Consider the following 22,429-nt stretch of genomic DNA (forward strand, 5'->3'; position numbering starts at 1 on the left):
GCCCACGGTGTTGGACGCGAGGACGGACGCGAGCGCGGTCGACGCGGGCGTCGACGTCTCGACCATCCAGGAGCTCGCCGAGCGGGTCGTCGAGCAGGTCGAGCGCGTGCTCGTCGGCAAGCCGCACGTCGTGCAGCTCTCGCTCACCGCGATGCTGAGCCACGGGCACCTGCTGATCGAGGACAACCCCGGCACCGGCAAGACGTCGCTCGCCCGCGCGCTCGCGACGGCGATCTCGGGGACGTCGAACCGCATCCAGTTCACCCCCGACCTGCTGCCGGGCGACATCACGGGCGTGAGCGTGTGGAGCCAGCGCTCGGGGGAGTTCGAGTACCGGCGCGGCCCCGTGTTCGCCAACGTCGTGCTCGCCGACGAGATCAACCGCGCGAGCCCGAAGACGCAGTCGGCGCTGCTCGAGGTGATGCAGGAGGGGCAGGTCACGGTCGACGGGATCGCGCACGCGGTGCCGCAGCCGTTCATGGTCATCGCGACGCAGAACCCGGTCGAGCACGCCGGCACCTACCAGCTGCCGGAGGCGCAGCTCGACCGCTTCGCGCTCAAGGCGTCGATCGGCTACCCCGACCACGCGTCGACCCTGCGGATCCTCGCCGACTCGGGCGACGAGCTCTCGCCCGAGGAGATCGAGCCCGTCGCCGACGTGCACCTCGTGCAGGCGCTCGCGCGCCAGGTGCGCGGCGTCCACGTCGAGGCGTCGATCGTCGACTACGTCGCGCGGCTCGTCGACGCGACGCGCGAGGCCGACGAGGTGCGCCTGGGCGTCTCGGTGCGCGGCGCGCTCGCGCTCGTGCGGACGGCGCGCGCGTGGGCAGCGATCCACGGCCGCGACTACGTGACCCCCGACGACGTCAAGGCGCTCGCCGTGCCGGCGCTCGCGCACCGCCTCGTGCTGCAGCCGGAGGCGGAGTTCGACGACGTCCGGCCCGAGAGCATCGTGCAGCAGCTCATGCTCACCGTGGCGCCGCCCAGGCGCTGACGATGCGCTGGCTCGACGCCGCCCTGCGCGCCATCACCCCGTGGGGCTGGGCGCTGCTCGCGGTCGTCGCGCTCGGCGTCTTCCTCGCGCGCTCGCTCGGCTGGGCGGAGGCGCTCGTCTCCGCCGTCGCGGCGGCGACGCTGCTCGTCGGCGCGATCCCGTGGATCGTCGGCGAGCGCTGGGCGCGCGCCCGCATCGGCTTGAGCGCCGAGCGCGTGCCTGTCGGCGCCGACGCGCTCGCGCTCGTCGAGGTGTCGCGCCCGACGCGCGCCGCGACGCCGCGCCAGATCGACCTCGACATCGGCGACGAGGAGGCCGTGCTCGAGATCCCCTCGCTCGGTGTCGGCGGCAAGGTGCTGCGCTCGGTGCCGCTCGACACGAGCCGCCGCGGGCTGCGCACGATCGGGCCCGCGACGATCATGCGCACCGACCCCTTCGGCGTGCTCGAGCGCCGCCACCGGCTCACCGAGACGCGCACGCTCGTCGTGCACCCGCGCGTCGTGCGGCTGCCGGGCGGCGCGGGCGGCATCGTGCGCGACCTCGAGGGCGAGGCCGCCGCCGAGCGCACCGCCGACGACGTCTCGTTCCACAGCCTGCGCGAGTACGCGCCGGGCGACGACCGACGGCTCGTGCACTGGCGCTCGAGCGCGCGCCACGGCTCGCTGCTCGTGCGGCAGTTCGAGCCCTCGCGCCGCGCCGACACGCTCATCGTGCTCTCGACCGACCCGCGCGAGTACGACGGCGACGACTTCGAGCTCGCGCTCTCGATCGTCGGCACCCTCGGCCTCGCCGCGATCGCCGACCGCCGCTCGCTCCGCGTCGTCGAGAGCCCGCGCGCCGAGCGCAGCGCCGTGCGGCCGATCGACGCCGTGACGCGCGACCGGCTGCTCGACGCGCTCGCGGTGCTCGAGCCGCGCGGCGGCGTCGGCATCGCCGCCGCCGCGCGCGCGTCGCGCAGCACCGCGCGCGGCAGCGTCGCGTGGCTCGTGACCGGGTCGACCGTGCCGCCGCGCGAGCTCCGCACCGCCGCGAACGGCATGCCCGAGGGCGTCGTCTCGGTCGTCGTGCGCGCGGCGGTCGGCGCGGTGCCGACGCGGGCGCGGCTCGGCGACGCCGACGTCGCGACCGTCGGCGCGATCGAGGACCTCTCGCGCGGCATCGGCGACGCGGGGCGAGCGTGATCCGCCGCGCGCCGAGCGTCGGCCTGCTCATGCTCGCGATCGCGGCAGCGTGCGTGCCGATGTGGTGGATCTTCGGCACCCTGCAGCTCGTCGTCGCGGTCTCGGTCGCGCTGCTCGTCGGCGCCGGCATCGGCGTCCTCGGCGCGGTGCGCCGCTGGGGATCGCTGTCGATGCTGCTCGTCGCGCTCGTCGCGCTCGCCGTGCTCGCCGTGCCGCTCACCGCCCCGCAGCGCATCGGGCGAGGCGAGTGGGGCGAGGGGCTCATCGACGCCGCGGCGGCGACGGTGCTCTCGTGGCGCCGCCTGCTGACGATCGGGCTCCCCGTCGGCACGAGCGACGCCCTCCTCATGGCGCCCGTGCTGCTCGTGCTCTTCGGCACCCTCATCGGCGTGTGGATCGCGCTGCGCTCGCGCTCGGCCGAGTCGGCCGCGCTCGTGCCCGCGGTGATCGGCGTGTGGGCGATCCTCTGGGGACCGCTCGCGATGCCCGCCCCGTGGCTGCTCGGCATGATCGCGCTCGTGCCGATCGGGGCGTACATCACCGTCGTGCGGCAAGCGCGGCGCCGCAGCCGCGCGCCGCGCGCGCTCTCGTCGCTCGCTCGGCGCGTCGGCGCGGGCGTCGCGGTCGCGCTCGTCGCCGCGCTCGCGGCGGGCACGGCGGGCGCGCTCGTCGAGCTGCCCGAGCGCGTCGTGCTGCGCGGCGGGAGCACGTGGTCCGTCGAGCTGCCCGGGGCATCGCCGATGGCCGCCTACCGCTCGTTCTGGGCCGAGGACCGGCGCGGTGCCCGCCAGCTCACCGCCACGGGCCTCGTGCCGGGGGACCGCATCCGCATCGCCGCCCTCGACGGCTACGACGGCGAGGTGCTCTCCGTCGAGCGCGCCGGCTTCGAGCGCGTCGCGAGCGCCGAGGAGGGCAGCGGCCGGCTCGTCGGCATCACGGTCGGCGAGCTCTCGACGCCCTGGCTGCCGACCGTCGGCGTGCCCACGGGCGTGCGCTTCGTCGGCGAGCGCGCCGAGCGGCTCGGCTCGACGCTCCACCGCGATCGCGACTTGCGCACGCTCATCGTCGAGGCCGGGCTGCGACCGGGCGACGGCTTCCAGATGCAGGTCGAGCAGGGTGCCCCGGTCGTGCCGCCCGAGCAGGTGGCCGAGCTCGTGCCCGCCGATCCCGCGCGCGCCGCGATCGAGCTGCCGGAGGAGATGCTCACCGCGCTCGCCGCGTGGACGGGCGACGCCGAGACCCCGGGAGAGCGCCTGCACGCGATGGTCGAGGGCATGCGCGCGAGCGGCTACATCAGCCACGGCGTGCTCGAGGACGAGGCGCCCTCGCGGCCGGGCCACTCCCTCGAGCGGCTCGCGGAGCTCTTCACCGAGCCGATGATCGGCGATGCCGAGCAGTACTCGACCGCGGCGATGCTGCTCGCGCGCCAGCTCGGCTTCGACGCGCGCGTCGTCGTGGGCTTCACGCCCGATGCCGTGCAGCCCGGGCAGCCGACGCCCGTCGTCGGCGCCGACGCGGATGCGTGGATGGAGGTGCGCACGCCGGCCGGCTGGGTCGCCATCGACGTCTCGCCCGCGCCGCGGCCGATCCCCGAGCAGGAGCAGGGCGCGCCGGCGATCGTCGAGCAGCCGCCCGCCCAGCAGGCGCCCGCGCCCGCGCCGGGCGGGCAGCGGCAGGGCGCCGACCCCGCCGCGCCGAACGCGCCCGAGCGGAGCGAGGACGGCGCCTCGCGGCTGCTCGCCGCGCTCGGCGCCGCGGCCGCCGTGCTCGGGCTCCTCGCGCTCGTCGCCGCGCTGCCCGTCGGGCTCGTGGTCGCGAAGGTCGTGCGCCGACGGCGCCGCCGCCGCGCCGACGAGCCGCGCGATCGCGCCGAGGGCGCGTGGGCGGAGGTCGTCGACGGACTCCGCGATCGCGGCGATGCGGCGCCCGAGGGCGGCACGCGGCTCGAGCAAGCGGGCGACGACGACCGGATGCGCGAGCTCGCGGACCGCGTGGACCGCGCGGTGTTCGCGCCGAGGCCGCCGAGCGAGCCAGAGGTCGACGCCGCGTGGGCGCTGAGCGATGCGGTGCTCGAGCGCCGCGACGAGGGGGAGGGGCGGCTGCGGCCGCTGCTCGCGCGGCTCAACCCGGCATCGCTCGTGCGGCGCTAGCGCGGAGCGGTCTCCACAGCCGCCCCGCGCGGCGGTGCGCGGTCGCGGCCCCGCGCGGCACCCTGCCGCCATGGAGTCGCGCATCGACCTCCCGCGCCCGCCCGCCGAGCCGGAGCCCGCGTCGTTCCCGCTGCTCGCGAGCCTCGCTCCGGTGCTCGGGGCCGTGGCCATGTGGCTGCTGCTGCAGACGCCCACCGTGCTCGTGCTCGCGCTGCTCGGCCCGGTGATCGCGCTCGCGAGCCTCGGCGACGGCAGGCGCGTGCGGCGCGCGCGGTCGCGCCGCGAGGAGGCGCGCTGGCGCGCGGAGATCGCGGATGCCGCGGAGCGCATCGACCGGGCGGTCGGGGAGCGGCGGCGCGAGCTCGAGGCCGCGCACCCCGACGCGCGACGGGTCGCGGCGCGGCCGCCGCACGACCCGCACCGCTGGCGCCGCTCGCGCGGGGCGCCGCTCGACGTCGTGCTCGGCATCGGTGCGCTGCCCTCGGGGATCGTCGTCGAGGGCGCCGTCCCCACGCGCGACCCCGCCGCGCTGCGGCTCGGCGCTGCCGAGGAGGTGACGCGGCTGCGCTCGGCCGCGGCGGTCGTCGAGGGGCCGGTGACGGTCGACGCGCGCGACGGGATCGGCTTCGTCGGCCCGCCCGCGATCGCGGTCGCGCTCGCGCGCGCCGCGCTCGTGCAGGTGCTCGACGTCGTCGCGCCCGACGAGGCGGAGGTCATCGCGCCCGACGGCGAGGCGTGGCACTGGCTCGCGCCCCTCCCGCACCCCGTGCACCGGGAGCCGGGCGGGCACGTGCGGGTCGTCGGCGACGACGTCGACGTCACGATCGCGACCGCGCTCGCGCCTGCGCTCCTGCCGCGCGAGTGCCGCGTCGTGGTGCGGGCCGCGCTCGACGCCGCTCGGCTCGCGGGCCGCGAGCTCGCGCCCACGGCGCTCAGCGAGCGGGAGGCGGCGAGCGCCGCCCGCTCGCTCGCGCTCGCCGCCGAGCACGCGGGGTTCCTGCGCGCCGGCGGGCTCCCCGCCCGCGTCGACCTCGACGCGCTGCCGACGGGGGAGCGCGGCCTCGAGGCGGTCTTCCTCGTCGCCGACGCCCCGGTGGTGCTCGACCTCGTGCGCGACGGCCCGCACGCGGTCGTCGGCGGCACGACCGGCGCAGGCAAGAGCGAGCTGCTCGTCGCGTGGGTCGCGGCGATGGCGGCAGGCCGCTCGACCGAGGAGGTGTCGTTCCTGCTCGTCGACTTCAAGGGCGGCGCGTCCTTCACGGCGCTGCAGGCGCTCGCGCACGTCGTCGGCGTCATGACCGATCTCGACGAGGCGGGCGCGCGACGGGCGATCGAGAGCCTCCGCGCCGAGCTGCGGCGGCGCGAGCGCGCGCTCGCTGAGCGGGGCGCGCGCTCGATCGAGGAGGCGACCGGGCTGCCGCGCCTCGTGATCGTCGTCGACGAGTTCGCCGCGATGCTCGACGAGCTGCCCGACCTGCACCGGCTCTTCGTCGACCTCGCGGCGCGGGGACGCTCGCTCGGCGTGCACCTCGTGCTGTGCACGCAGCGACCGGCCGACGCGGTGCGCGACGCGCTGCTCGCGAACTGCGGCATCCGCATCTCGCTGCGCGTCACCTCCGAGGCCGACGCCGTCGCGGTGACCGGGAGTCCGGAGGCGGCGGCGATCCCGCTCGAGGCGCGCGGGCGATGCGTCGTGCGCGTGAGCGGCGGCGCCACCCGGCTCGCGCAAGCCGCGCTCGCGTCGCCCGCGCTCCTGCAGCGGCTCGTGTCGGCGGCCGCGGCGATGCCGAGGCCGCCGCGGCCGTGGCGCGAGCCGCTCCCGGCCCGCGTGCGGCTCACCGACGTGCCGCTCGCGAGCGCGGCCGGCGGCGGCGAGGGCGCCGGCGATCGCACGGTGCGGCTCGGCCTCGTCGACCGGCCGGCGCGGCAGGCGGTCGAGCCCGTGCGGTGGCGGCCGGCCGTGGACGGTCCGCTGCTCGCGATCGGGGGTGCGGGCAGCGGCCGCTCGAGCCTCGCCGACCTCATCGCGGGCCAGCTCGGCGTCGCGGTCATCGATCGGGAGGACGCGCTGTGGGACGCGCTCGAGGAGGCCGGGGCACCCGGAGCGCACAGCGCGCTCGTCGTCGACGACCTCGACCTGCAGCTCGCTCGGCTCGGCGAGGCGCAGCAAGCGGTCGCGGTGCAGCTGCTGCTGCGCCGCATGCGCGAGGGCGCCGCCGTCGCGCTCACCGCGCGGCGCGTCTCGAGCGCGATGAGCCAGGTCGCCGCGCTCGCCGAGTGGCTGGTGCTGCTGCGGATCGCGAGCCGGCAGGAGCACGTCGTCGCGGGCGGCGCCGGCGCGCTGCACGACGCCGGGCTGCCGCCCGGCGCGGGCTGGCTCGCCGACGAGCGCATCCAGCTCGCGCTGCCCGACGCGCCGGCGCCGCGGCGAGCGCCCGCGACCGTGCCGATGCCGCAGGGGCCGCTCGCCGTCGTGCTGGGAGCGGGAGCCGCGCTGCCGGCCTCGCTCGCGGGCGCCGCGCGACCTGCCGTCGGCGCGACCGCGACCGCGGTCGTCGGCTCGGTCACCGAGTGGGAGGCGGCGTGGGGCGAGCTCGACCGGCTCCGCGCCGAGCGTCCCGTGGTCGTGCTCGGCGTCGAGGAGCGGGCGCTCCGGCAGGTGCTGCGGCACGCGCCGCTCGCGCCGCCGATGCGCGAAGCGCCCGCCTGGCTGCTCCAGGGCGGGCGCTTCGCGAGGCTGCGCTATCCGAGCAGCGACGCCACCGATGCTGCCTGAAGGCCGAGGGCCGAGGCGACGCCCTCGTGCGCCACCCGTCCGCCCGTGGTGTTGAGGCCCGCCGCGAGACCGGCGTCCGCCTGCAGGGCGTCGCGCCAGCCGAGGTCGGCGAGCCGCAGCGTCGCCGCGAGCGTCGCATTCGTGAGCGCCTCCGTCGACGTGCGCGGCACGGCACCGGGCAGGTTCGCGACGCACGCGAACACGGTGCCGTGCACGTCGAACGTCGGGTCGCCGTGCGTCGTCGGCCGGGAGTCGGCGAAGCACCCGCCCTGGTCGATCGCGATGTCGACGAGCACCGAGCCGGGACGCATCCGCTCGACGAGCTCGCTCGAGACGAGCTTCGGCGCCTTCGCGCCCGGGATGAGCACCGAGCCGATCACGAGGTCGGCGTCGACGACGGCCTGCTCGACCGTCACGCGGTTGGAGTGCAGCGTCTGCACGCGCCCGCCGTAGATCGCGTCGAACTGGCGCAGTCGCGGGAGCGAGACGTCGAGCACCGTGACGCGCGAGCCGAGCCCGACGGCCATCTCGACCGCCGCGGTGCCGGCGACGCCGCCGCCGAGCACGACCGTGTGCCCCGAGCGCGTGCCGGGCACGCCGCCGAGCAGCAGCCCGGCGCCGCCCTGCGGCGCGGTGAGCAGCGAGGCGCCCTGCACGACCGAGAGCCGGCCGGCGACCTCGCTCATCGGGGCGAGCATCGGCAGCGAGCCGTCGGGTCCGCGCACCGTCTCGTAGGCGATCGCGGTCGTGCCGCGATCGAGCAGCGCCTGCGCGAGCTCGGGCGCCGCCGCGAGGTGGAGGTAGGCGAAGAGCGTCAGGTCGTCGCGCAGGAGGTCGAGCTCCGGCCCGACGGGCTCCTTGACCTTGAGCACGAGCTGCGCGCTCCAGGCCTCCTCGGCCGTCGCGACGATGCGCGCGCCGGCCGCCTCGAACGCCTCGTCCGCGATGCCGCTGCCGACGCCCGCGCCCGACTCGACGAGCACCTCGTGGCCGCGCGCGACGAGCTCCGTCGCGCCGGTGGCGGTGAGCGCGACCCGCGCCTCGTCGGTCTTGATCTCGCGCGGGACGCCGATGAGCATCAGGCGGCCTTCGTGCTCGCGATCGCGCGATCGATGACGTCGACCGCCTCGCGCAGCTGGTCGTCGGTGATCGCGAGGCTCGGCAGGAACCGCAGCACGTTGTAGTCGGTGCCGGCGGTGAGCACGAGCACGCCGTCCTCGCCGCACGCCTTCGAGATGGGCGCGGCGGGCACGGGGGCGCCCGTCGCGGGGTCGACGAGCTCGATCGCGAGCATCGCGCCGCGGCCGCGCACCTCGATGATCTCCTCGTGGCGCTCGGCGAGCTCGTCGAGCAGCGGGCGCAGCACGCGCTCGACCCGCTGGGCCTGCGCGTTGAGGTCGTGCTCCTCGATCTGCTCGAAGACGGCGACCGCCGCGGCGCACGAGACGGGATTGCCGCCGAAGGTGCCGCCGATGCCGCCGGTGTGCACGGAGTCCATGATCTCGGCACGGCCGGTGACGCCCGCGAGCGGCATGCCGCCCGCGATGCCCTTGGCGGAGAGCACCATGTCGGGCTCCCAGCCGAACAGCGACGACGCGAAGGTCGCGCCGGTGCGCGAGATGCCCGACTGCACCTCGTCGGCGATCATGACGACGCCGTTCGCGGTGCACCACTCCTGCATCGCGGGCAGGTAGCCGTCGGCGGGCACGATGAAGCCGCCCTCGCCCTGGATGGGCTCGATCACGAGGCACGCGAGGTCGGAGACGCCGACGTGCTTCTCGAGGTAGTACTGCGTGCGCTCGGCCGCCTCGGCGCCGTCGAGCCCGTCGTGCAGCGGGTAGGAGCCCGGGGCGTGGAAGATGTCGGAGGCGAGCGGACCCATGCCCGTCGCGTACGGCGCGGGCTTGAAGTTCATCGTCATCGTGAGGTTCGTGCGGCCGTGATAGCCGTGCTCCACGACGGCGACCGCGCGGCGGCCGGTGAACTTGCGCGCGATCTTCACGCCGTTCTCGACGGCCTCCGAGCCGGAGTTGACGAAGAAGGTCTTCTTCGCGAAGTCGCCGGGGGTGTGCTTCGCGAGGTACTCGGCGACGCGCACGTAGGGCTCGTAGGGCGTCGTGCCGAAGAGCGAGTGGGTGAGCTTGCCGACCTGCTCGCGCACCGCGGCGACGACCGCGTCGTTCGTGTGGCCGATCGTCGTCACGCCGATGCCGCAGCCGAGGTCGATGAAGCGGTTGCCGTCGACGTCGGTGATGATCGCGTCATGCGCCTCGGCGATGAACACGGGCAGCTGGTGGGGGATGCCCTGGGGGACGGCGGCCGCCTTCCGCTCGAGGAGCGCGCGGCTGTTCGGGCCGGGGATCTCCGTGACGATCGAGCGGGAGGGCGCGGTGGCGACGGTGTCAGTCATGCCGCCGATCCTACGCCTGAGCGCGCGCGAGCGGGCGCTCCCGACGGGCCGCGCCTACGCTGGAGCCATGCCGATGCGCCACGCCTATGCCGTCGAGGTCGAGTGGACGGGAGCGGGCTCCGAGGGCACCGCGACCTACCGCTCCTACACGCGCGAGCACGTCGTGCGCATCGAGGGCCTCCCCGACATCCTCGGCTCCGCCGATCCGACGTTCCGCGGCGACCGCGGTCGCCACAACCCCGAGCAGCTGCTGCTCGCGGCGCTCGCGCAGTGCCACATGCTCAGCTACCTCCACCAGGCTGCGAGCCGCGGCATCGTCGTGACCGCCTACCGCGACGCGGCGACGGGCGAGATGGAGACGAGCGGCACCGGCGGCCGCTTCACGCGCGCGGTGCTGCACCCCGTCGTCACGATCGCCGACGCGACCCAGGCGGCGGATGCGCTCGACGCGCACGGGCAGGCCGGTCGCGACTGCTTCATCGCATCCTCCGTCGCGTTCCCGGTGCTGCACGAGCCGACGATCGTCGCGGACGGCGAGGTCGTCGCGCAGCACGACCGGGCCGCCGAGGCCGAGGGAGCCCGCTGATGCGCCGCCGCGTGATCGTGCTCGGCTCGACCGGCTCGATCGGCACGCAGACCCTCGACGTCATCCGCGCGAACCCCGACCGCTTCGAGGTCGCCGGGCTCGTCGCCGGCAGCGACCGCGCGGGCCTCGAGGCGCAGCAGGCCGAGTTCGGCGGCGAGGCCGCGCTCGGCGCCGACGCCGCCGTGACGATGATCGAGTCGGTCGAGAGCGACGTCGTCGTCAACGGCATCACGGGCTCCGTCGGCCTCGCGCCGACGCTCGCCGCGCTCGACGCCGGCCGCGTGCTCGCGCTCGCCAACAAGGAGTCGCTCATCGCGGGCGGCGACCTCGTCATGCAGCGCGCGCGGCCCGGCCAGATCGTGCCGGTCGACTCCGAGCACTCGGCGATCGCGCAGTGCCTGCTCGCGGGCGACGCGCGCGAGGTCCGCAGGCTCGTGCTCACGGCATCCGGGGGTCCGTTCCGAGGCTGGTCGCGCGAGCGGATGGCGGCCGTGAGCCCCGCGGATGCGCTCGCGCACCCCACGTGGGACATGGGCCCGATGGTGACGACGAACTCCGCGACGCTCGTGAACAAGGGACTCGAGGTCATCGAGGCCCACTTGCTGTTCGACGTGCCCTTCGACCGCATCGACGTGACGGTGCACCCGCAGTCGATCGTGCACTCGATGGTCGAGTTCGTCGACGGCTCGACGATCGCGCAGGCCTCGCCGCCCGACATGCGGCTGCCGATCTCGCTCGGCCTCGACTGGCCGCACCGCGTCGCGGGCGTCGGCGTGCCGCTCGACTGGACGCGCGCGTCGACCTGGACGTTCGAGCCGCTCGACGAGGATGCGTTCCCGTCGGTCGCGCTCGCGAAGCGCGTCGGGCGGGCGGGCTCGACGTTCCCCGCGGTCTTCAACGCCGCGAACGAGCAAGCGGTGCAGGCCTTCCACCTCGGCGAGATCGGCTTCCTCGACATCCTGCCGGCGGTCGAGCGCGTGCTCGAGCAGCACGAGCCGGGCGAGCTCACGGTCGAGCACGTGCTGCAGGCCGAGCGCTGGGCGCGTCGCGCCGCCGACGAGATCTGCGGCGTCGGGCGGTGACGGTCGAGGTCCGACGAGCGACGGCGGCGGATGCGTGGAGGCTCGCGGCGTCGGAGCCTCCCGGCGCCGCTGTGGCTGCGTCGCACCTGCGCCGGCAGGAGGCGGGCGAGGTGCTCTTCCTCGTCGCGCTCGAGGACGGCGAGCCGCTCGGCTCTGGCGTGCTCGTGCCGGGTGACGTGCCCGAGCTGCGCCACCTCTTCGTCGCCGAGGCCGCGCGCGGCCGTGGCATCGGCGCCTCGCTCATCGGCGCTGCCGAGCGGGAGGCGGCGGCGATGGGGGCGACGCTCGTCGAGCTCGGCGTGGGCGTCGACAACCCGAGAGCGGCGGCGCTCTACCGCCGCCTCGGCTACGCCGAGACGGGAGAGCGCTCGAAGACGACGTACGAGTACGTCGACCGCGACGGCGTGCGCCGCACCGCGACGGAGACGGACGTGCACATGCGGAAGCGGCTGCGAGGCTGACGCGGCGCTGCCGCGCCGCGCGCAACGGACCCCATCTCGGCATGCGGACCCGAGATCTCGGGTCCCGTTCGGGAGATGGGGTCCAGGTATGCGCCTGTGTCGAGTCAAGGAGGATCGAGCGGGAGGGGTTGCGCGCGGCGCACGAGGCGGGCGTCAGCCCGAGCGGTCGAGCTCGACGCGCACGTCGGCGGCGTCGATCGCCGCGACGACCTCGCCCGCGTCGTCCCACCAGCGCGCGTAGTGGTCGGGATCGCGGTTGATCTGCACCGCGTGCGCGACGCGCGTCGGCGCCATCGCGTCGCGGCCCTCGACCCTCGCGAGCGCGCGGTAGAAGAGCACGGCCGAGCCGTACGCATCCATGCGCACCTCGTACGGGCCCCAGCCGTCGCGCTGCTGGAAGAGGCCGCGCGAGTCGGGCCCCGCCTCGTCGCCTCGATCGAGCACCCGCAGGCTCGACTCGCCCATCGCCGTCATGACCGCGAGCCGCACGTCGCGCTCCGAGAGGCCCAGGTCGCGGCCCGCGCGCATGATGATCGCCGCGTGCTCGAGCTGCGCGTCGCGCCAGTCGCCGACCCGCGCGGGCAGCTCGCCCTCGACGCGCGCCGACTGCGGCACCGGCACGGGCTCGGCGGGAGGCCTCGACGCGACGAAGACGAGCAGCACGACGAGCGCGACGCCGACGAGCCCCGCGATGAGGCCGAGGGCGCTCCCGCCGGGCGCGACGCGCTCGGCGACGGCGCGGCGGGCGGGAGCGGGCATGCGAGTGACGCTAGCCGCGCCGCCTATGGACGCCACCGCATCCGCGTGCACGGCTGATAGGTGCCGGCAGTAGCCTGACGGGCGACATGGAAGCCGTGCTGCTCTACGCCGTCGGCGTGCTCGTCGTCGTGATCGGCCTGGCCGTCTCGATCGGCCTGCACGAGATCGGCCACCTCGTGCCCGCGAAGCTCTTCGGCGTGCGCGTCGGGCAGTGGATGATCGGCTTCGGCCCGACGCTCTTCTCGCGGCGCTTCGGCGAGACCGAGTACGGCGTGAAGGCGATCCCGCTCGGCGGCTACATCTCGATGTCGGGCATGTTCCCGCCGCTCAAGGTCGGCGGGGAGTCGAGGGATGCGTCGACGGGCTTCTTCGACACCCTCGTCCAGGACGCGCGCGACTCGAGCGCTGAGACGATCCACGAGGGCGAGGAGGAGCGGGCGTTCTGGCGCCTCGCGACGTGGAAGCGCATCGCCATCATGCTCGGCGGGCCGCTCATGAACCTCGTGCTCGCGGTCGTGCTCTACGCGATCGTGCTGTGCGGCTTCGGCATCGCGGTGCCCTCGACGACCGTCGCGAGCGTCTCGGAGTGCGTCATCGCGGCCTCGGAGCAGCGGGCGGAGTGCGAGCCCGGCGACCCGCTCGCGCCCGCCGCCGAGGCGGGCGTGCAGCCAGGCGACACGATCGTCTCGATCGACGGGCAGCCCGCGGGCAGCTGGGATGACGTGCAGGCCGCGATCCGCGACCTCGCGGGGCAGCGGGTCGAGCTCGTCGTCGAGCGCGACGGCGCCCGGCAGGCGCTGCAGCTCACGCCGCTCGCGACCGAGCGCTACGTCTTCGACGACCGCGGCGATCCCGTCGAGGTCGACGGTCGGCAGCTCACCGAGACGGTCGGCTTCGCGGGCGTCGGCCCGCAGTACGAGGTCGCGCAGCAGCCCGCATCGGCGGTGCTGCCCGCGGTCGGCGACAACGTCTGGCGCGTCGGGCAGCTCATCGTCAACCTGCCGCAGCGGCTCGTCGACGTCGCCGCGGCGGCGTTCGGGCCGGGGGAGCGCGACCCGAACGGCCCGATGTCGGTCGTCGGCGTCGGCCGCATGGCCGGCGAGATCGCGGCGCTCGACCAGGTGCCGGTGCTCGAGCGCATCAGCGCGATGGTGCAGCTGCTCGCGAGCCTCAACGTCGCGCTGTTCGTCTTCAACCTCATCCCGCTCATGCCGCTCGACGGCGGCCACATCCTCGGCGCGGTCGTCGACGCGGTGCGGCGCGGCTGGGCGAGGCTGCGCGGCACGGTCGCGACGCCGCTCGACACCGCGAAGTGGGTGCCGGTCACGCTCGTCGTCACGGGCCTGCTCGGCATCATGAGCGCGCTGCTCATCTACGCCGACATCGTCAAGCCGATCGCGCTGTTCGGGGGGTAGCGGGGGTCAATCCTCCGGCGTGCCCTGGTGGAAGCGCTGCCGCCAGCGCCCGCCGACGCGTACCCACAGCGAGCTGCGCAGCGCGCTCCCGCGAGCGCCCACCGAGCGCCACACGAGCAGCAGCGCGTCGTCGCCGAGCTCGTGCGTCGCGAGCACCTCGAGCTCGGCGCGCTCCGGCAGCGGCGCGATCTCGGCGAGCAGCTCGTCGCGGCTCCAGCGGCGGCCCGAGGCGCCGATCGCTTCCCACTCGGGGTGCAGCAGCGCCGCGACGCTCGCGGCATCCGCGCGCACCTCGTCGCTCAGCAGCGAGCGCTCGAGCCGCACGACCTCGGCCTCGGCGGGCGTGTCGGTGAGGAAGTCGAAGCCGTCGAAGAGGTCGGGCGAGGCAGGGACCTCGGCGGCGCGGGCCGTGGGCGCCGCCGCCGGGGTCACGCCCCCGAACCCCGGTCCCGCATCCGGCACCGCACCGCGCTGGTAGGCCGCCGCCGCGCCGTTCGCGAGCCGGTCGGCCGCCTCGTTGAGCGGGTGGCCCGCGTGGCCCTTGACCCACTCGAAGCGCACCGTGCCGCCCTCGGCCTTCCGCTCCGCCATGAGCCGGTCGAGCTCCTCGAGCAGCTCGCGGTTCATGACCGGCTTGCCGTCGGCCTTCCGCCAGCCCTTCCGCTTCCAGCCGGCCATCCACTTCGTCACCGAGTTGATGACGTACTGGCTGTCGCACAGGATGAGCAGCTCGTCGACGCCGCGCGTCTGCCGCAGCAGGTCGACGACCGCCGAGAGCTCGCCGATGTTGTTCGTGCCCGTGCGCTGGCCGCCCGCCGCCCATCGCGCGTCGTCGATGTACCAGCCCCAGCCGGTGGGGCCGGGGTTGCCGAGGGAGGAGCCGTCTGCCGCTGCCGTGATCACCCGACGATCCTGCCAGCCGGCCGGCCGGTCGCACGCCGCGGGGCTTCGTCATAGCACCGCCGCGTAGGCTGTCGCCCATGGCAGCCATCAACCTCGGGAGCCCCGCGCCGCTCACGCTCGCGCCCCGACGCAAGACCCGGCAGATCAAGGTCGGCAAGGTGCTCGTCGGCGGCGACGCGCCCGTCTCGGTGCAGTCGATGACCACGACGAAGACGACCGACATCAACGCGACGCTCCAGCAGATCGCCGAGCTCACCGCGACCGGCTGCGACATCGTGCGCGTCGCCGTGCCGAGCCAGGACGACGCGGATGTGCTGCACATCATCGCGAAGAAGAGCCAGATCCCGGTCATCGCCGACATCCACTTCCAGCCGAAGTACGTCTACCAGGCGATCGACGCCGGCTGCGCCGCCGTGCGCGTCAACCCGGGCAACATCCGCAAGTTCGACGACCAGGTCGGCGAGATCGCCAAGCGCGCCAAGGCCGCGGGCGTCTCCCTCCGCATCGGCGTCAACGCCGGCTCGCTCGACCCGCGCCTGCTCGAGAAGTACGGCAAGGCGACGCCCGAGGCGCTCGTCGAGTCGGCCGTGTGGGAGGCGAGCCTGTTCGAGGAGCACGACTTCCACGACTTCAAGATCTCGGTCAAGCACAACGACCCGGTCGTGATGGTCAAGGCCTACCGCCTGCTCGCCGAGCGCGGCGACTGGCCGCTGCACCTCGGCGTCACCGAGGCCGGCCCCGCGTTCCAGGGCACGATCAAGTCGGCGACCGCGTTCGGCATCCTGCTCTCCGAGGGCATCGGCGACACGATCCGCGTCTCGCTCTCGGCGCCGCCGGTCGAGGAGATCAAGGTCGGCATGCAGATCCTGCAGTCGCTCAACCTCCGCGAGCGCAAGCTCGAGATCGTCTCGTGCCCCTCGTGCGGCCGCGCCCAGGTCGATGTCTACTCGCTCGCCGACTCGGTGACCGAGGGCCTCAAGGACGTGCAGGTGCCGCTGCGCGTCGCGGTCATGGGATGCGTCGTGAACGGCCCGGGCGAGGCGCGCGAGGCCGACCTCGGGGTCGCGTCGGGCAACGGCAAGGGGCAGATCTTCATCAAGGGCGAGGTCGTCAAGACCGTGCCCGAGGCGGAGATCGTGGCCACGCTCATCGAGGAGGCTCGCCGCATCGCCGACGAGCAGGGCCTGCCCGCGGGCGAGGCCCAGGTCGTCACCGCCTGAGGTGAGCGCGACCCCAGCGGTCGACGAGCCGGGGCAGCCAGAGCGGCAGCACCCGGCGCAGCGCCGCACGCTCGCCGTCCTCTCGCTCGCGCAAGCGCTCGGCGGGCTCTCGAACGGCGTCGCGCTCGGCGTCGGCTCGCTGCTCGTCGCGCAGGTGACAGGCCGTGATGAGCTCGCGGGACTCGCCGCGACGCTCCTGACGCTCGGCGGCGCTGCGCTCGCGGTGCCGCTCGCGCGGCTCGCGCAGCGCCGCGGCCGCCGCGTGGCGCTCACGAGCGGCGCGCTCCTCGCCCTCGCGGGTGCTCTCACGCTCGCGATCGGCGGCACGATCGGCGCCGCCGCGATCGTGCTGCCCGGCTTCCTCGTGCTCGGCGGCGCGATGGCGGTCAACCTCCAGTCGCGCTTCGCCGCGACCGACCTCTCGACCCCGAGGCATCGCGGCCGCGACCTCTCGCTCGTCGTCTGGATGACGACGATCGGCGTCGTCGTCGGCCCGAACCTCATCGGCCCCGGCGATGCGCTCGGCGTCGGGCTCGGCCTGCCGCCGCTCGTGGGCGCGTACCTCATCAGCGCCGTCGCGATGGCGGTCGTCGCGATCGTGCTGTGGACGCTGCTGCGGCCCGACCCGCTGCTCGAGAGCCGCATCGGGGCGCCCGCGCCGACGACGCCGCCGCGCTTGCGCCTCGCGGAGCACCCGCGGGCCCTCGCCGCCGTGATCGCGGTCGCGGCCGCGCACGCGACGATGGTCGGGGTCATGGCGCTCACCCCCGTGCACCTCGACCACGCGGGGCAGCACCTCGGCGTCATCGGCTTCACGATGAGCGCGCACACGGCGGGGATGTATGCGCTCTCGCCCGTCTTCGGCTGGCTCACCGACCGCGTCGGCGCTCGCTCGACCGTGCTCGTCGGCGCCGCCATCCTGCTGCTCTCGATCGCCTCGAACCTCGTGCTGCCCGTCGACCTCGCCCCGGTCGGGCTCGCGCTGCTCGGCCTCGGCTGGAGCGCCGCGACCGTCGCCGGCTCGACGCTCGTCGCCGCCGCGGTCGAGCCGCCGCTGCGCCCCGCGCTCCAGGGCCGATCCGACCTCGTGATGGGGCTCGCGGGCGCCGCCGCCGGCGCCACGGCCGGCCCCATCCTCGGGCTCGTCGGCTACGCGGGGCTCAACGTCGCGATGCTGCCGCTCATCGCCGCGATCGCGATCGCGGCGATCGTCGCGACGCGACGGCGCGAGCCGCAGCCCGCGTGAGGCACGGCGGCGTCACCGGCCGTGCATGGCTCAAGCCGGTAGCGTGACCGAGGCGGTGCCGCCGACGACCGACGGCCCGCCCGACGACGGCCCACCCACCGACCGCCACCGATAGGAGCGCGCGTGTCCGCAGCAGTCCCCGGACGGGACCCCATCACGCCTGAGGAGCTCGAGCGCGCGAAGGCGATCATCCGCTCGATCGAGCAGTCGTTCCAGTCGACGGTCGTCGGGCAGCACCAGCTGCTGCGCTCGCTCCTCGTCGCGCTCCTCACGGGCGGCCACGTGCTGATGGAGTCGGTGCCCGGGCTCGCGAAGACGACGGCGGCCGCGACCCTCGCGCGCTCGGTCTCGGCGTCGTTCCACCGCATCCAGTGCACTCCCGACCTGCTGCCGAGCGACATCGTCGGCACCCAGATCTACGACCAGCACACGGGCGAGTTCCGCACCCAGCTCGGTCCGGTGCACGCGAACTTCGTGCTGCTCGACGAGATCAACCGCTCGAGCGCGAAGACGCAGTCGGCGATGCTCGAGGCGATGCAGGAGCGGCAGACGTCGATCGGCGGCGAGACGCACCCGCTGCCGCAGCCGTTCCTCGTGCTCGCGACCCAGAACCCCATCGAGCAGGAGGGCACCTACACGCTGCCCGAGGCGCAGCTCGACCGCTTCCTGCTCAAGGAGGTGCTCACCTACCCCTCGCCGACCGAGGAGGCGGAGATCGTGCGGCGCGCCGAGTCGGGCGTGTTCGAGCAGGGGCACGGCGAGCCGGTCGCGACGCTCGACGACGTGCGGTTCCTGCAGGGGCTCGCGAAGCGCGTCTACGTCGACCAGGCGATCACGAACTACGTCGTGCAGCTCATGTACGTGACGCGCCACGCGACCGACTACATCGGCGCGCAGCTCGCCGGCTACATCGAGTACGGCGCGAGCCCGCGCGGCTCGCTGTCGTTCTCGCAAGCGGCGCGCGCGCTCGCGCTCGTGCAGGGTCGCGACTGGGTGATCCCGGAGGACGTCAAGGACCTGCGGCACGCCGTGCTGCGGCACCGCCTCATCCTCGGCTACGAGGCCGAGGCCGACGGCGTGACGACCGAGCAGATCATCGACGCCATCTTCGGCGCCGTGCGGACGCCGTAGGACCGGTCATGGAACGGCGGCTGCGCAAGGTGAAGACGACCATGTCGATCCACGCGCACCGTCGTACCCTCGAGCTGCTCGAGGGCGAGTACCAGTCGATCCACCACGGCCGCAGCCACGACTTCGACGACCTGCGCGAGTACCAGCCGGGCGATGACGTCAAGGACATCGACTGGAAGGCGACGGCGCGCAGCCACGTGCCGCTCATCAAGCGCTACATCGCCTCCCGCCAGCACAACGTGCTGCTCGTCGTCGACTCGGGCCGCAACATGGCGGCGATCGCGGAGTCGGGGGAGTCGAAGCGCGAGCTCGCGATCCTCGTCGCAGGGCTCCTCGGCTACCTCGCGACGCGCCACGGCGATCGCGTCGCGCTGCTCATGGGCGACGAGGAGCGCACCGAGAGCATGCCGGAGGGCGGCTCGGAGGCGCACCTCGAGCGCATGCTGCGGCGCATCGACGACGCGGTCTCGATCGACGGGCCGCTCTCGAGGCTCGAAGGGGTGCTCGAGCACGCGGTGCGGCGCATGCGCCGCCGCTCGCTCATCGTCGTGATCGCCGACGACCTCGCCTACACGCACGACCTCGACGTGCACCTCGGGCGCCTCCACACGCGCCACGAGGTGCTGTGGGTCTCGATCGGCGACGCCGACCTCATGGCGCGCGCGGGCGACCACCGCGAGCTCGTCGGCGTCGACACCGGCCTCGGGCTGCCGTCGTTCCTGCGCCGCGACAAGGGGCTCCGCCGGGCGTTCGACGAGCAGTCGGCGCTGCGGCGCGAGCGGCTCGAGGCGGGGCTGCGTTCGCTCGGCATCGCCTCGGTGCGCATCGGCTCGAGCGCGACCGCGATCGGCGGGCTCTTCCGCCTGCTCGAGAGGCACCGGCGTGCGCGTCGCTGAGCTCGGCGGGCTGCCCGCGCCCGACACCTACGGCCCGTTCGGCTACGGGCCGTGGTGGCTGCTCGGCGCGCTCGCGCTCGCCGCGGTCGTCGCCGCCTACGCGTTCGCGTGGCTCTGGACCCGCCCGCGCGGCATCCTCGAGCCCCCGCCGCCGCCCGCCGTGCCGATCGACGTGCGCAGCGTCAAGGAGAAGTACTTGCGGATGATCGACGAGGTCGCCGCGGAGCACGAGGCGGGCGAGATCGGGCCCAGGGAGCTCGCGCAGCGGCTGAGCCTCGTGCTGCGCTTCTTCGCGCACGAGTCGACGGGCGTCGTCGCCGAGGTGATGACGCTCCGCGACCTGCGGGACGCCGACCTGCCGGCGGTCGAGGGCGCGGTCGCGCAGTACTACCCGTCGTCGTTCAGGCGGGCGGCGAAGCACGACCCGGATGCGGCGATCGGCGCCGCGCGGCAGGTGGTGGCGACGTGGATGTGAGCCTGCTCTGGCCGTGGCTGCTGCCGATCGTCGTGGTCGCGGGGCTCGCGCTCGCGATCGTGGGGCTGCTGCTGCCGAAGCGCCGCCGCGACCGCGGCCTGCCGGTCGCGCACGTCGACCGGATGACGGCGCTGCCCGCCTTCCGCGGCGCGCTCGCCCGCTACCGGCTCTGGATCGGTGCGGCGCTCGTCGCGGCGCTCGCGGGAGTCGCGGTCGCGGGCGCCGTCGCAGCCCGGCCCTCCGGCGTGCACGCCAACCAGGAGGACGACTACAAGCGCGACATCGTGCTGTGCCTCGACGTCTCCGGCTCGATGGTCGACGTCGACGCCGAGATCCTCGGCGTCTACCAGGACATCGCCGCATCGCTCGACGGCGAGCGCATCGGCATGCGCATCTTCGACGCCTCGAGCGTCATGGCGTTCCCGCTCACGAGCGACTACGACTACATCCAGGAGCAGCTCGGCCGCTACGTGCGCGCGCTCACCGGCACCCTCGGCCCCGACGAGCAGTTCAACTACCTCGCCGGCACCGCGAGCGGCCTCGGCGCCTCGCTCGTCGGCGACGGGCTCGCCTCGTGCGTGCTCGACTTCGCCGACCTCGAGGCGAGCGAGCGGCCGCGCTCGATCATCCTCGCGACCGACAACGTCGTGAACGGGCAGCAGATCTTCACGCTGCCGCAAGCGGGCCAGCTCGCGGTCGACAACGAGGTGCGCGTGTACGCGATCAACCCCTTCGACTGGGGCCGCGACATGGCCTCGCAAGAGCTGCGCGAGATCGCCGAGGGCACCGGCGGCGCCTACTTCTCGCTCGACTTCGCGCAGACGGTGCCGCAGATCGTCGACCGCGTGAACGCGATCGAGGCCGGCTACATCGAGACGCCGCCGCAGATCCAGGTCGTCGACCGACCTGGCGCGCTCCCGCTCGTCGTGCTGCTGCTCGTCGCGGGGGTCGTGGCGATGGCGTGGAGGGCGAGGCTGTGATCACGTTCCACCCCACGCTGCCCGTCGTCGTCGCGATCGTCGGCGCGCTCGCGCTCGCGCTGTGCGTGTGGCAGCTCATCGCGGTGCGCGGCCGGAGGATCGCGTGGCTGCGCCGCTCCCTGCTCGTCGCGCTCGCGGTCGCCATGGCCTTCCGCCCGGCGCTGCCCGGCGGCGAGGTGCCCACGGCATCCATCTCCGCCCGCGTCTTCGTCGTCGTCGACACCTCGCAATCCGTCGCGGCCGAGGACTGGGGGAGCGAGCCGCGGCTCGCCGGCATGCAGGAGGACGTCGTCGAGATCGCGCGATCGTTCGCCGGTGCCGACATCTCGGTCATCTCGTTCGACTCCCAAGCGCTGCTGCGCGTGCCCCTCACGGACGACGGCTCCGCCGTGATCGAGATGGTGCGCGCGCTGCGGCCCGAGATCGCGCAGCAGTCCCGGGGCACGTCGGTCGCGGCCGGGCGCGACCTGCTGCGCACCGAGCTCGAGCGCTCGGCCGCGGCCGACCCGGGCTCGCCCGCCATCGTCTTCTACCTCGGCGACGGCGAGCACACCGCCGAGGAGCCGCCGCAGTCGTTCGCCGACGTCGGCGCGCTCGTCGACCGCGGGCTCGTGCTCGGCTACGGCACGGAGCAGGGCGGGCGCATGCGCGTCTCGAGCTTCAACCCGAACGAGGACCGCTACCTGCAGGATCCCGCCGGCGGCGACGCGGTGAGCCGCATCGACGAGGGGCAGCTGCGGTCGATCGCGAGCGAGCTCGGCGTCAGCTACCTGCACCGGCAGCCGGGGCTCCCGCTCTCGGATGCGCTCGGGCCCATGGCCGCGCTCGACGGCGCCGCGAACCTCGACCGCACCGAGGAGGCGCGGCTCGAGGTCGCGTGGGTGCTCGGCCTGCCGATCGCGCTCCTGCTCGCGTGGGAGGGGCTGAGCCTCGCGCGCTCGCTCCGCTCGACCCGCGGCATCCTGCGGACGGAGGCGCCGTGACCGTCCCCATCCCGCCGCGCCCCCGCCGCGTGCTCACCGATGCGCAGCGCCGCCGCTTGCGCTGGTGGCTCATGCTCGGGCTCATCCCGGTCGCGCTCGCCGTGCTCGTCGTGTCGACGAAGCTCATCAGCGTCAGCGCGCTCTCCGAGACCGCGATCGACCGCTTCGAGGGCCGCGCCTACGGGCAGGCCGCGGAGGCGGCGCGCGGGCTCGAGCTGTGGAACTGGGTCGAGCCGTGGAAGGCGCCCTTCGACCTCGGCGTCTCGCTCACGATGAGCGGCGAGCTCGAGGAGGGCAGGGCGAAGCTCGAGGAGTCGCTGCGGCTGCATGGCGAGCCCGTCACCGCGGGCCAGGTGCACGAGCACTGCATCATCGTCGCATCGCTCGCGACGACGATCGAGAAGCAGGGCGACGCCGCCCGCGAGGGCGACGACCGCGAGGGCGCGAACGCGTTCTACACCGAGGCGCTCGCGCTCATCGGCTCCGCCCCGGAGGGCTGCCACGACGAGCCGCGCGAGCGCGAGGCCGACACCGCCGCGCAGCTCGAGGCCGCCGTGCCGCGCATCGAGGAGAAGCTCGAGGAGTCGTCGTCCGAGCAGGGCGAGGGCGACGGCGAGGGCGACGGCGACGGCGAGGGGAACGAGCCGCAGTCGCCCGAGGAGCAGCTCGAGGAGCAGAACCAGGGCGCCCAGACCGAGCAGCAGCAGCAGGACCAGTACGACCAGGGCGGCGACGATCCGGGCGGCGGCTCGGGCGTCGAGCGGCCCTGGTGAGTCAGCCC

At 74.7% G+C, this 22,429-nt stretch carries 20 protein-coding genes; 16 read left to right on the forward strand and 4 right to left on the reverse strand.

The window, feature by feature from the left end; genetic code table 11:
* The first annotated feature begins 7 nt into the window (after window positions 1–7).
* From L332_RS25625 to L332_RS25640, 4 genes are all read left to right on the forward strand, one after another.
* Window positions 8–994 (forward strand): AAA family ATPase, encoded by a 987-nt coding sequence (locus L332_RS25625; protein WP_407637638.1) that lies wholly within the window; start codon window positions 8–10, stop codon window positions 992–994.
* Between the two features lie 2 nt (window positions 995–996).
* Window positions 997–2,175, forward strand: a complete 1,179-nt coding sequence (locus L332_RS25630; protein ID WP_021011175.1) for a DUF58 domain-containing protein — start codon at window positions 997–999, stop codon at window positions 2,173–2,175.
* Window positions 2,172–4,325 (forward strand): transglutaminase-like domain-containing protein, encoded by a 2,154-nt coding sequence (locus tag L332_RS25635; RefSeq protein WP_021011176.1) that lies wholly within the window; start codon window positions 2,172–2,174, stop codon window positions 4,323–4,325. The genes L332_RS25630 and L332_RS25635 overlap by 4 nt, the downstream gene beginning before the upstream one ends.
* Window positions 4,326–4,395: 70 nt before the next feature.
* Window positions 4,396–7,101 (forward strand): FtsK/SpoIIIE domain-containing protein, encoded by a 2,706-nt coding sequence (locus L332_RS25640; protein ID WP_021011177.1) that lies wholly within the window; start codon window positions 4,396–4,398, stop codon window positions 7,099–7,101.
* Here L332_RS25640 and ald read toward each other — a convergent pair.
* Window positions 7,068–8,180: an alanine dehydrogenase gene (ald, locus tag L332_RS25645; RefSeq protein ID WP_021011178.1), complete on the reverse strand. Its 1,113-nt coding sequence runs from the start codon at window positions 8,178–8,180 to the stop codon at window positions 7,068–7,070. The genes L332_RS25640 and ald overlap by 34 nt on opposite strands.
* The gene (locus tag L332_RS25650) at window positions 8,180–9,511 is read right to left on the reverse strand and encodes an aminotransferase class III-fold pyridoxal phosphate-dependent enzyme (RefSeq protein WP_021011179.1); all 1,332 of its coding nucleotides are present in this window, start codon (window positions 9,509–9,511) and stop codon (window positions 8,180–8,182) included. Before L332_RS25650 ends, ald begins: the two co-directional genes overlap by 1 nt.
* 67 nt (window positions 9,512–9,578) lie before the next feature.
* Between L332_RS25650 and L332_RS0115510 the strand changes: the two genes are divergently transcribed.
* From L332_RS0115510 to L332_RS25660, 3 genes are read left to right on the forward strand one after another with little or no spacing between them, the layout of a single operon-like run.
* Entirely contained in the window at window positions 9,579–10,097 is a 519-nt protein-coding gene (locus L332_RS0115510) for an OsmC family protein (RefSeq protein WP_052588734.1), read from the forward strand.
* Window positions 10,097–11,179, forward strand: coding sequence for a 1-deoxy-D-xylulose-5-phosphate reductoisomerase (dxr, locus tag L332_RS25655; RefSeq protein WP_021011181.1), 1,083 nt, complete (start codon window positions 10,097–10,099; stop codon window positions 11,177–11,179). Before L332_RS0115510 ends, dxr begins: the two co-directional genes overlap by 1 nt.
* The gene (locus tag L332_RS25660; RefSeq protein ID WP_021011182.1) at window positions 11,176–11,640 is read left to right on the forward strand and encodes a GNAT family N-acetyltransferase; all 465 of its coding nucleotides are present in this window, start codon (window positions 11,176–11,178) and stop codon (window positions 11,638–11,640) included. Before dxr ends, L332_RS25660 begins: the two co-directional genes overlap by 4 nt.
* A 153-nt stretch (window positions 11,641–11,793) precedes the next feature.
* Here the strand turns inward: L332_RS25660 and L332_RS25665 are convergent, their stop codons facing one another.
* Window positions 11,794–12,399, reverse strand: a complete 606-nt coding sequence (locus L332_RS25665; protein ID WP_021011183.1) for a hypothetical protein — start codon at window positions 12,397–12,399, stop codon at window positions 11,794–11,796.
* An 86-nt stretch (window positions 12,400–12,485) separates the two neighbouring features.
* On the opposite strand from L332_RS25665, the gene L332_RS25670 reads away from it, so the two are divergent.
* The gene (locus L332_RS25670) at window positions 12,486–13,814 is read left to right on the forward strand and encodes a M50 family metallopeptidase (protein WP_021011184.1); all 1,329 of its coding nucleotides are present in this window, start codon (window positions 12,486–12,488) and stop codon (window positions 13,812–13,814) included.
* A 6-nt stretch (window positions 13,815–13,820) separates the two neighbouring features.
* On the opposite strand, the gene L332_RS25675 is transcribed toward L332_RS25670, so the two are convergent.
* The gene (locus L332_RS25675) at window positions 13,821–14,717 is read right to left on the reverse strand and encodes a ribonuclease HI family protein (RefSeq protein ID WP_021011185.1); all 897 of its coding nucleotides are present in this window, start codon (window positions 14,715–14,717) and stop codon (window positions 13,821–13,823) included.
* A gap of 77 nt (window positions 14,718–14,794) precedes the next feature.
* Here L332_RS25675 and ispG point away from each other — a divergent pair, with 77 nt between their 5' ends.
* From ispG to L332_RS30410, 8 genes are all read left to right on the forward strand, one after another.
* A complete protein-coding gene (gene ispG, locus L332_RS25680; protein WP_021011186.1) occupies window positions 14,795–15,937 on the forward strand; it encodes a flavodoxin-dependent (E)-4-hydroxy-3-methylbut-2-enyl-diphosphate synthase in 1,143 nt (380 codons plus the stop codon).
* 1 nt (window position 15,938) lies between these two features.
* Window positions 15,939–17,183: an MFS transporter gene (locus tag L332_RS25685; RefSeq protein ID WP_021011187.1), complete on the forward strand. Its 1,245-nt coding sequence runs from the start codon at window positions 15,939–15,941 to the stop codon at window positions 17,181–17,183.
* 123 nt (window positions 17,184–17,306) lie between these two features.
* Window positions 17,307–18,314 (forward strand): AAA family ATPase, encoded by a 1,008-nt coding sequence (locus L332_RS25690; RefSeq protein WP_021011188.1) that lies wholly within the window; start codon window positions 17,307–17,309, stop codon window positions 18,312–18,314.
* Between the two features lie 8 nt (window positions 18,315–18,322).
* A complete protein-coding gene (locus tag L332_RS30405) occupies window positions 18,323–19,210 on the forward strand; it encodes a DUF58 domain-containing protein (protein WP_021011189.1) in 888 nt (295 codons plus the stop codon).
* A complete protein-coding gene (locus tag L332_RS25700; RefSeq protein WP_021011190.1) occupies window positions 19,197–19,685 on the forward strand; it encodes a hypothetical protein in 489 nt (162 codons plus the stop codon). The genes L332_RS30405 and L332_RS25700 overlap by 14 nt, the downstream gene beginning before the upstream one ends.
* Window positions 19,676–20,665 (forward strand): vWA domain-containing protein, encoded by a 990-nt coding sequence (locus tag L332_RS25705; protein WP_144061077.1) that lies wholly within the window; start codon window positions 19,676–19,678, stop codon window positions 20,663–20,665. Before L332_RS25700 ends, L332_RS25705 begins: the two co-directional genes overlap by 10 nt.
* Window positions 20,647–21,648, forward strand: a complete 1,002-nt coding sequence (locus tag L332_RS25710; RefSeq protein ID WP_021011192.1) for a VWA domain-containing protein — start codon at window positions 20,647–20,649, stop codon at window positions 21,646–21,648. The genes L332_RS25705 and L332_RS25710 overlap by 19 nt, the downstream gene beginning before the upstream one ends.
* Window positions 21,645–22,421: a hypothetical protein gene (locus tag L332_RS30410; protein WP_021011193.1), complete on the forward strand. Its 777-nt coding sequence runs from the start codon at window positions 21,645–21,647 to the stop codon at window positions 22,419–22,421. The genes L332_RS25710 and L332_RS30410 overlap by 4 nt, the downstream gene beginning before the upstream one ends.
* Window positions 22,422–22,429: the final 8 nt, after the last annotated feature.

Source organism: Agrococcus pavilionensis RW1, assembly GCF_000400485.1.
GTDB lineage: Bacteria > Actinomycetota > Actinomycetes > Actinomycetales > Microbacteriaceae > Agrococcus > Agrococcus pavilionensis.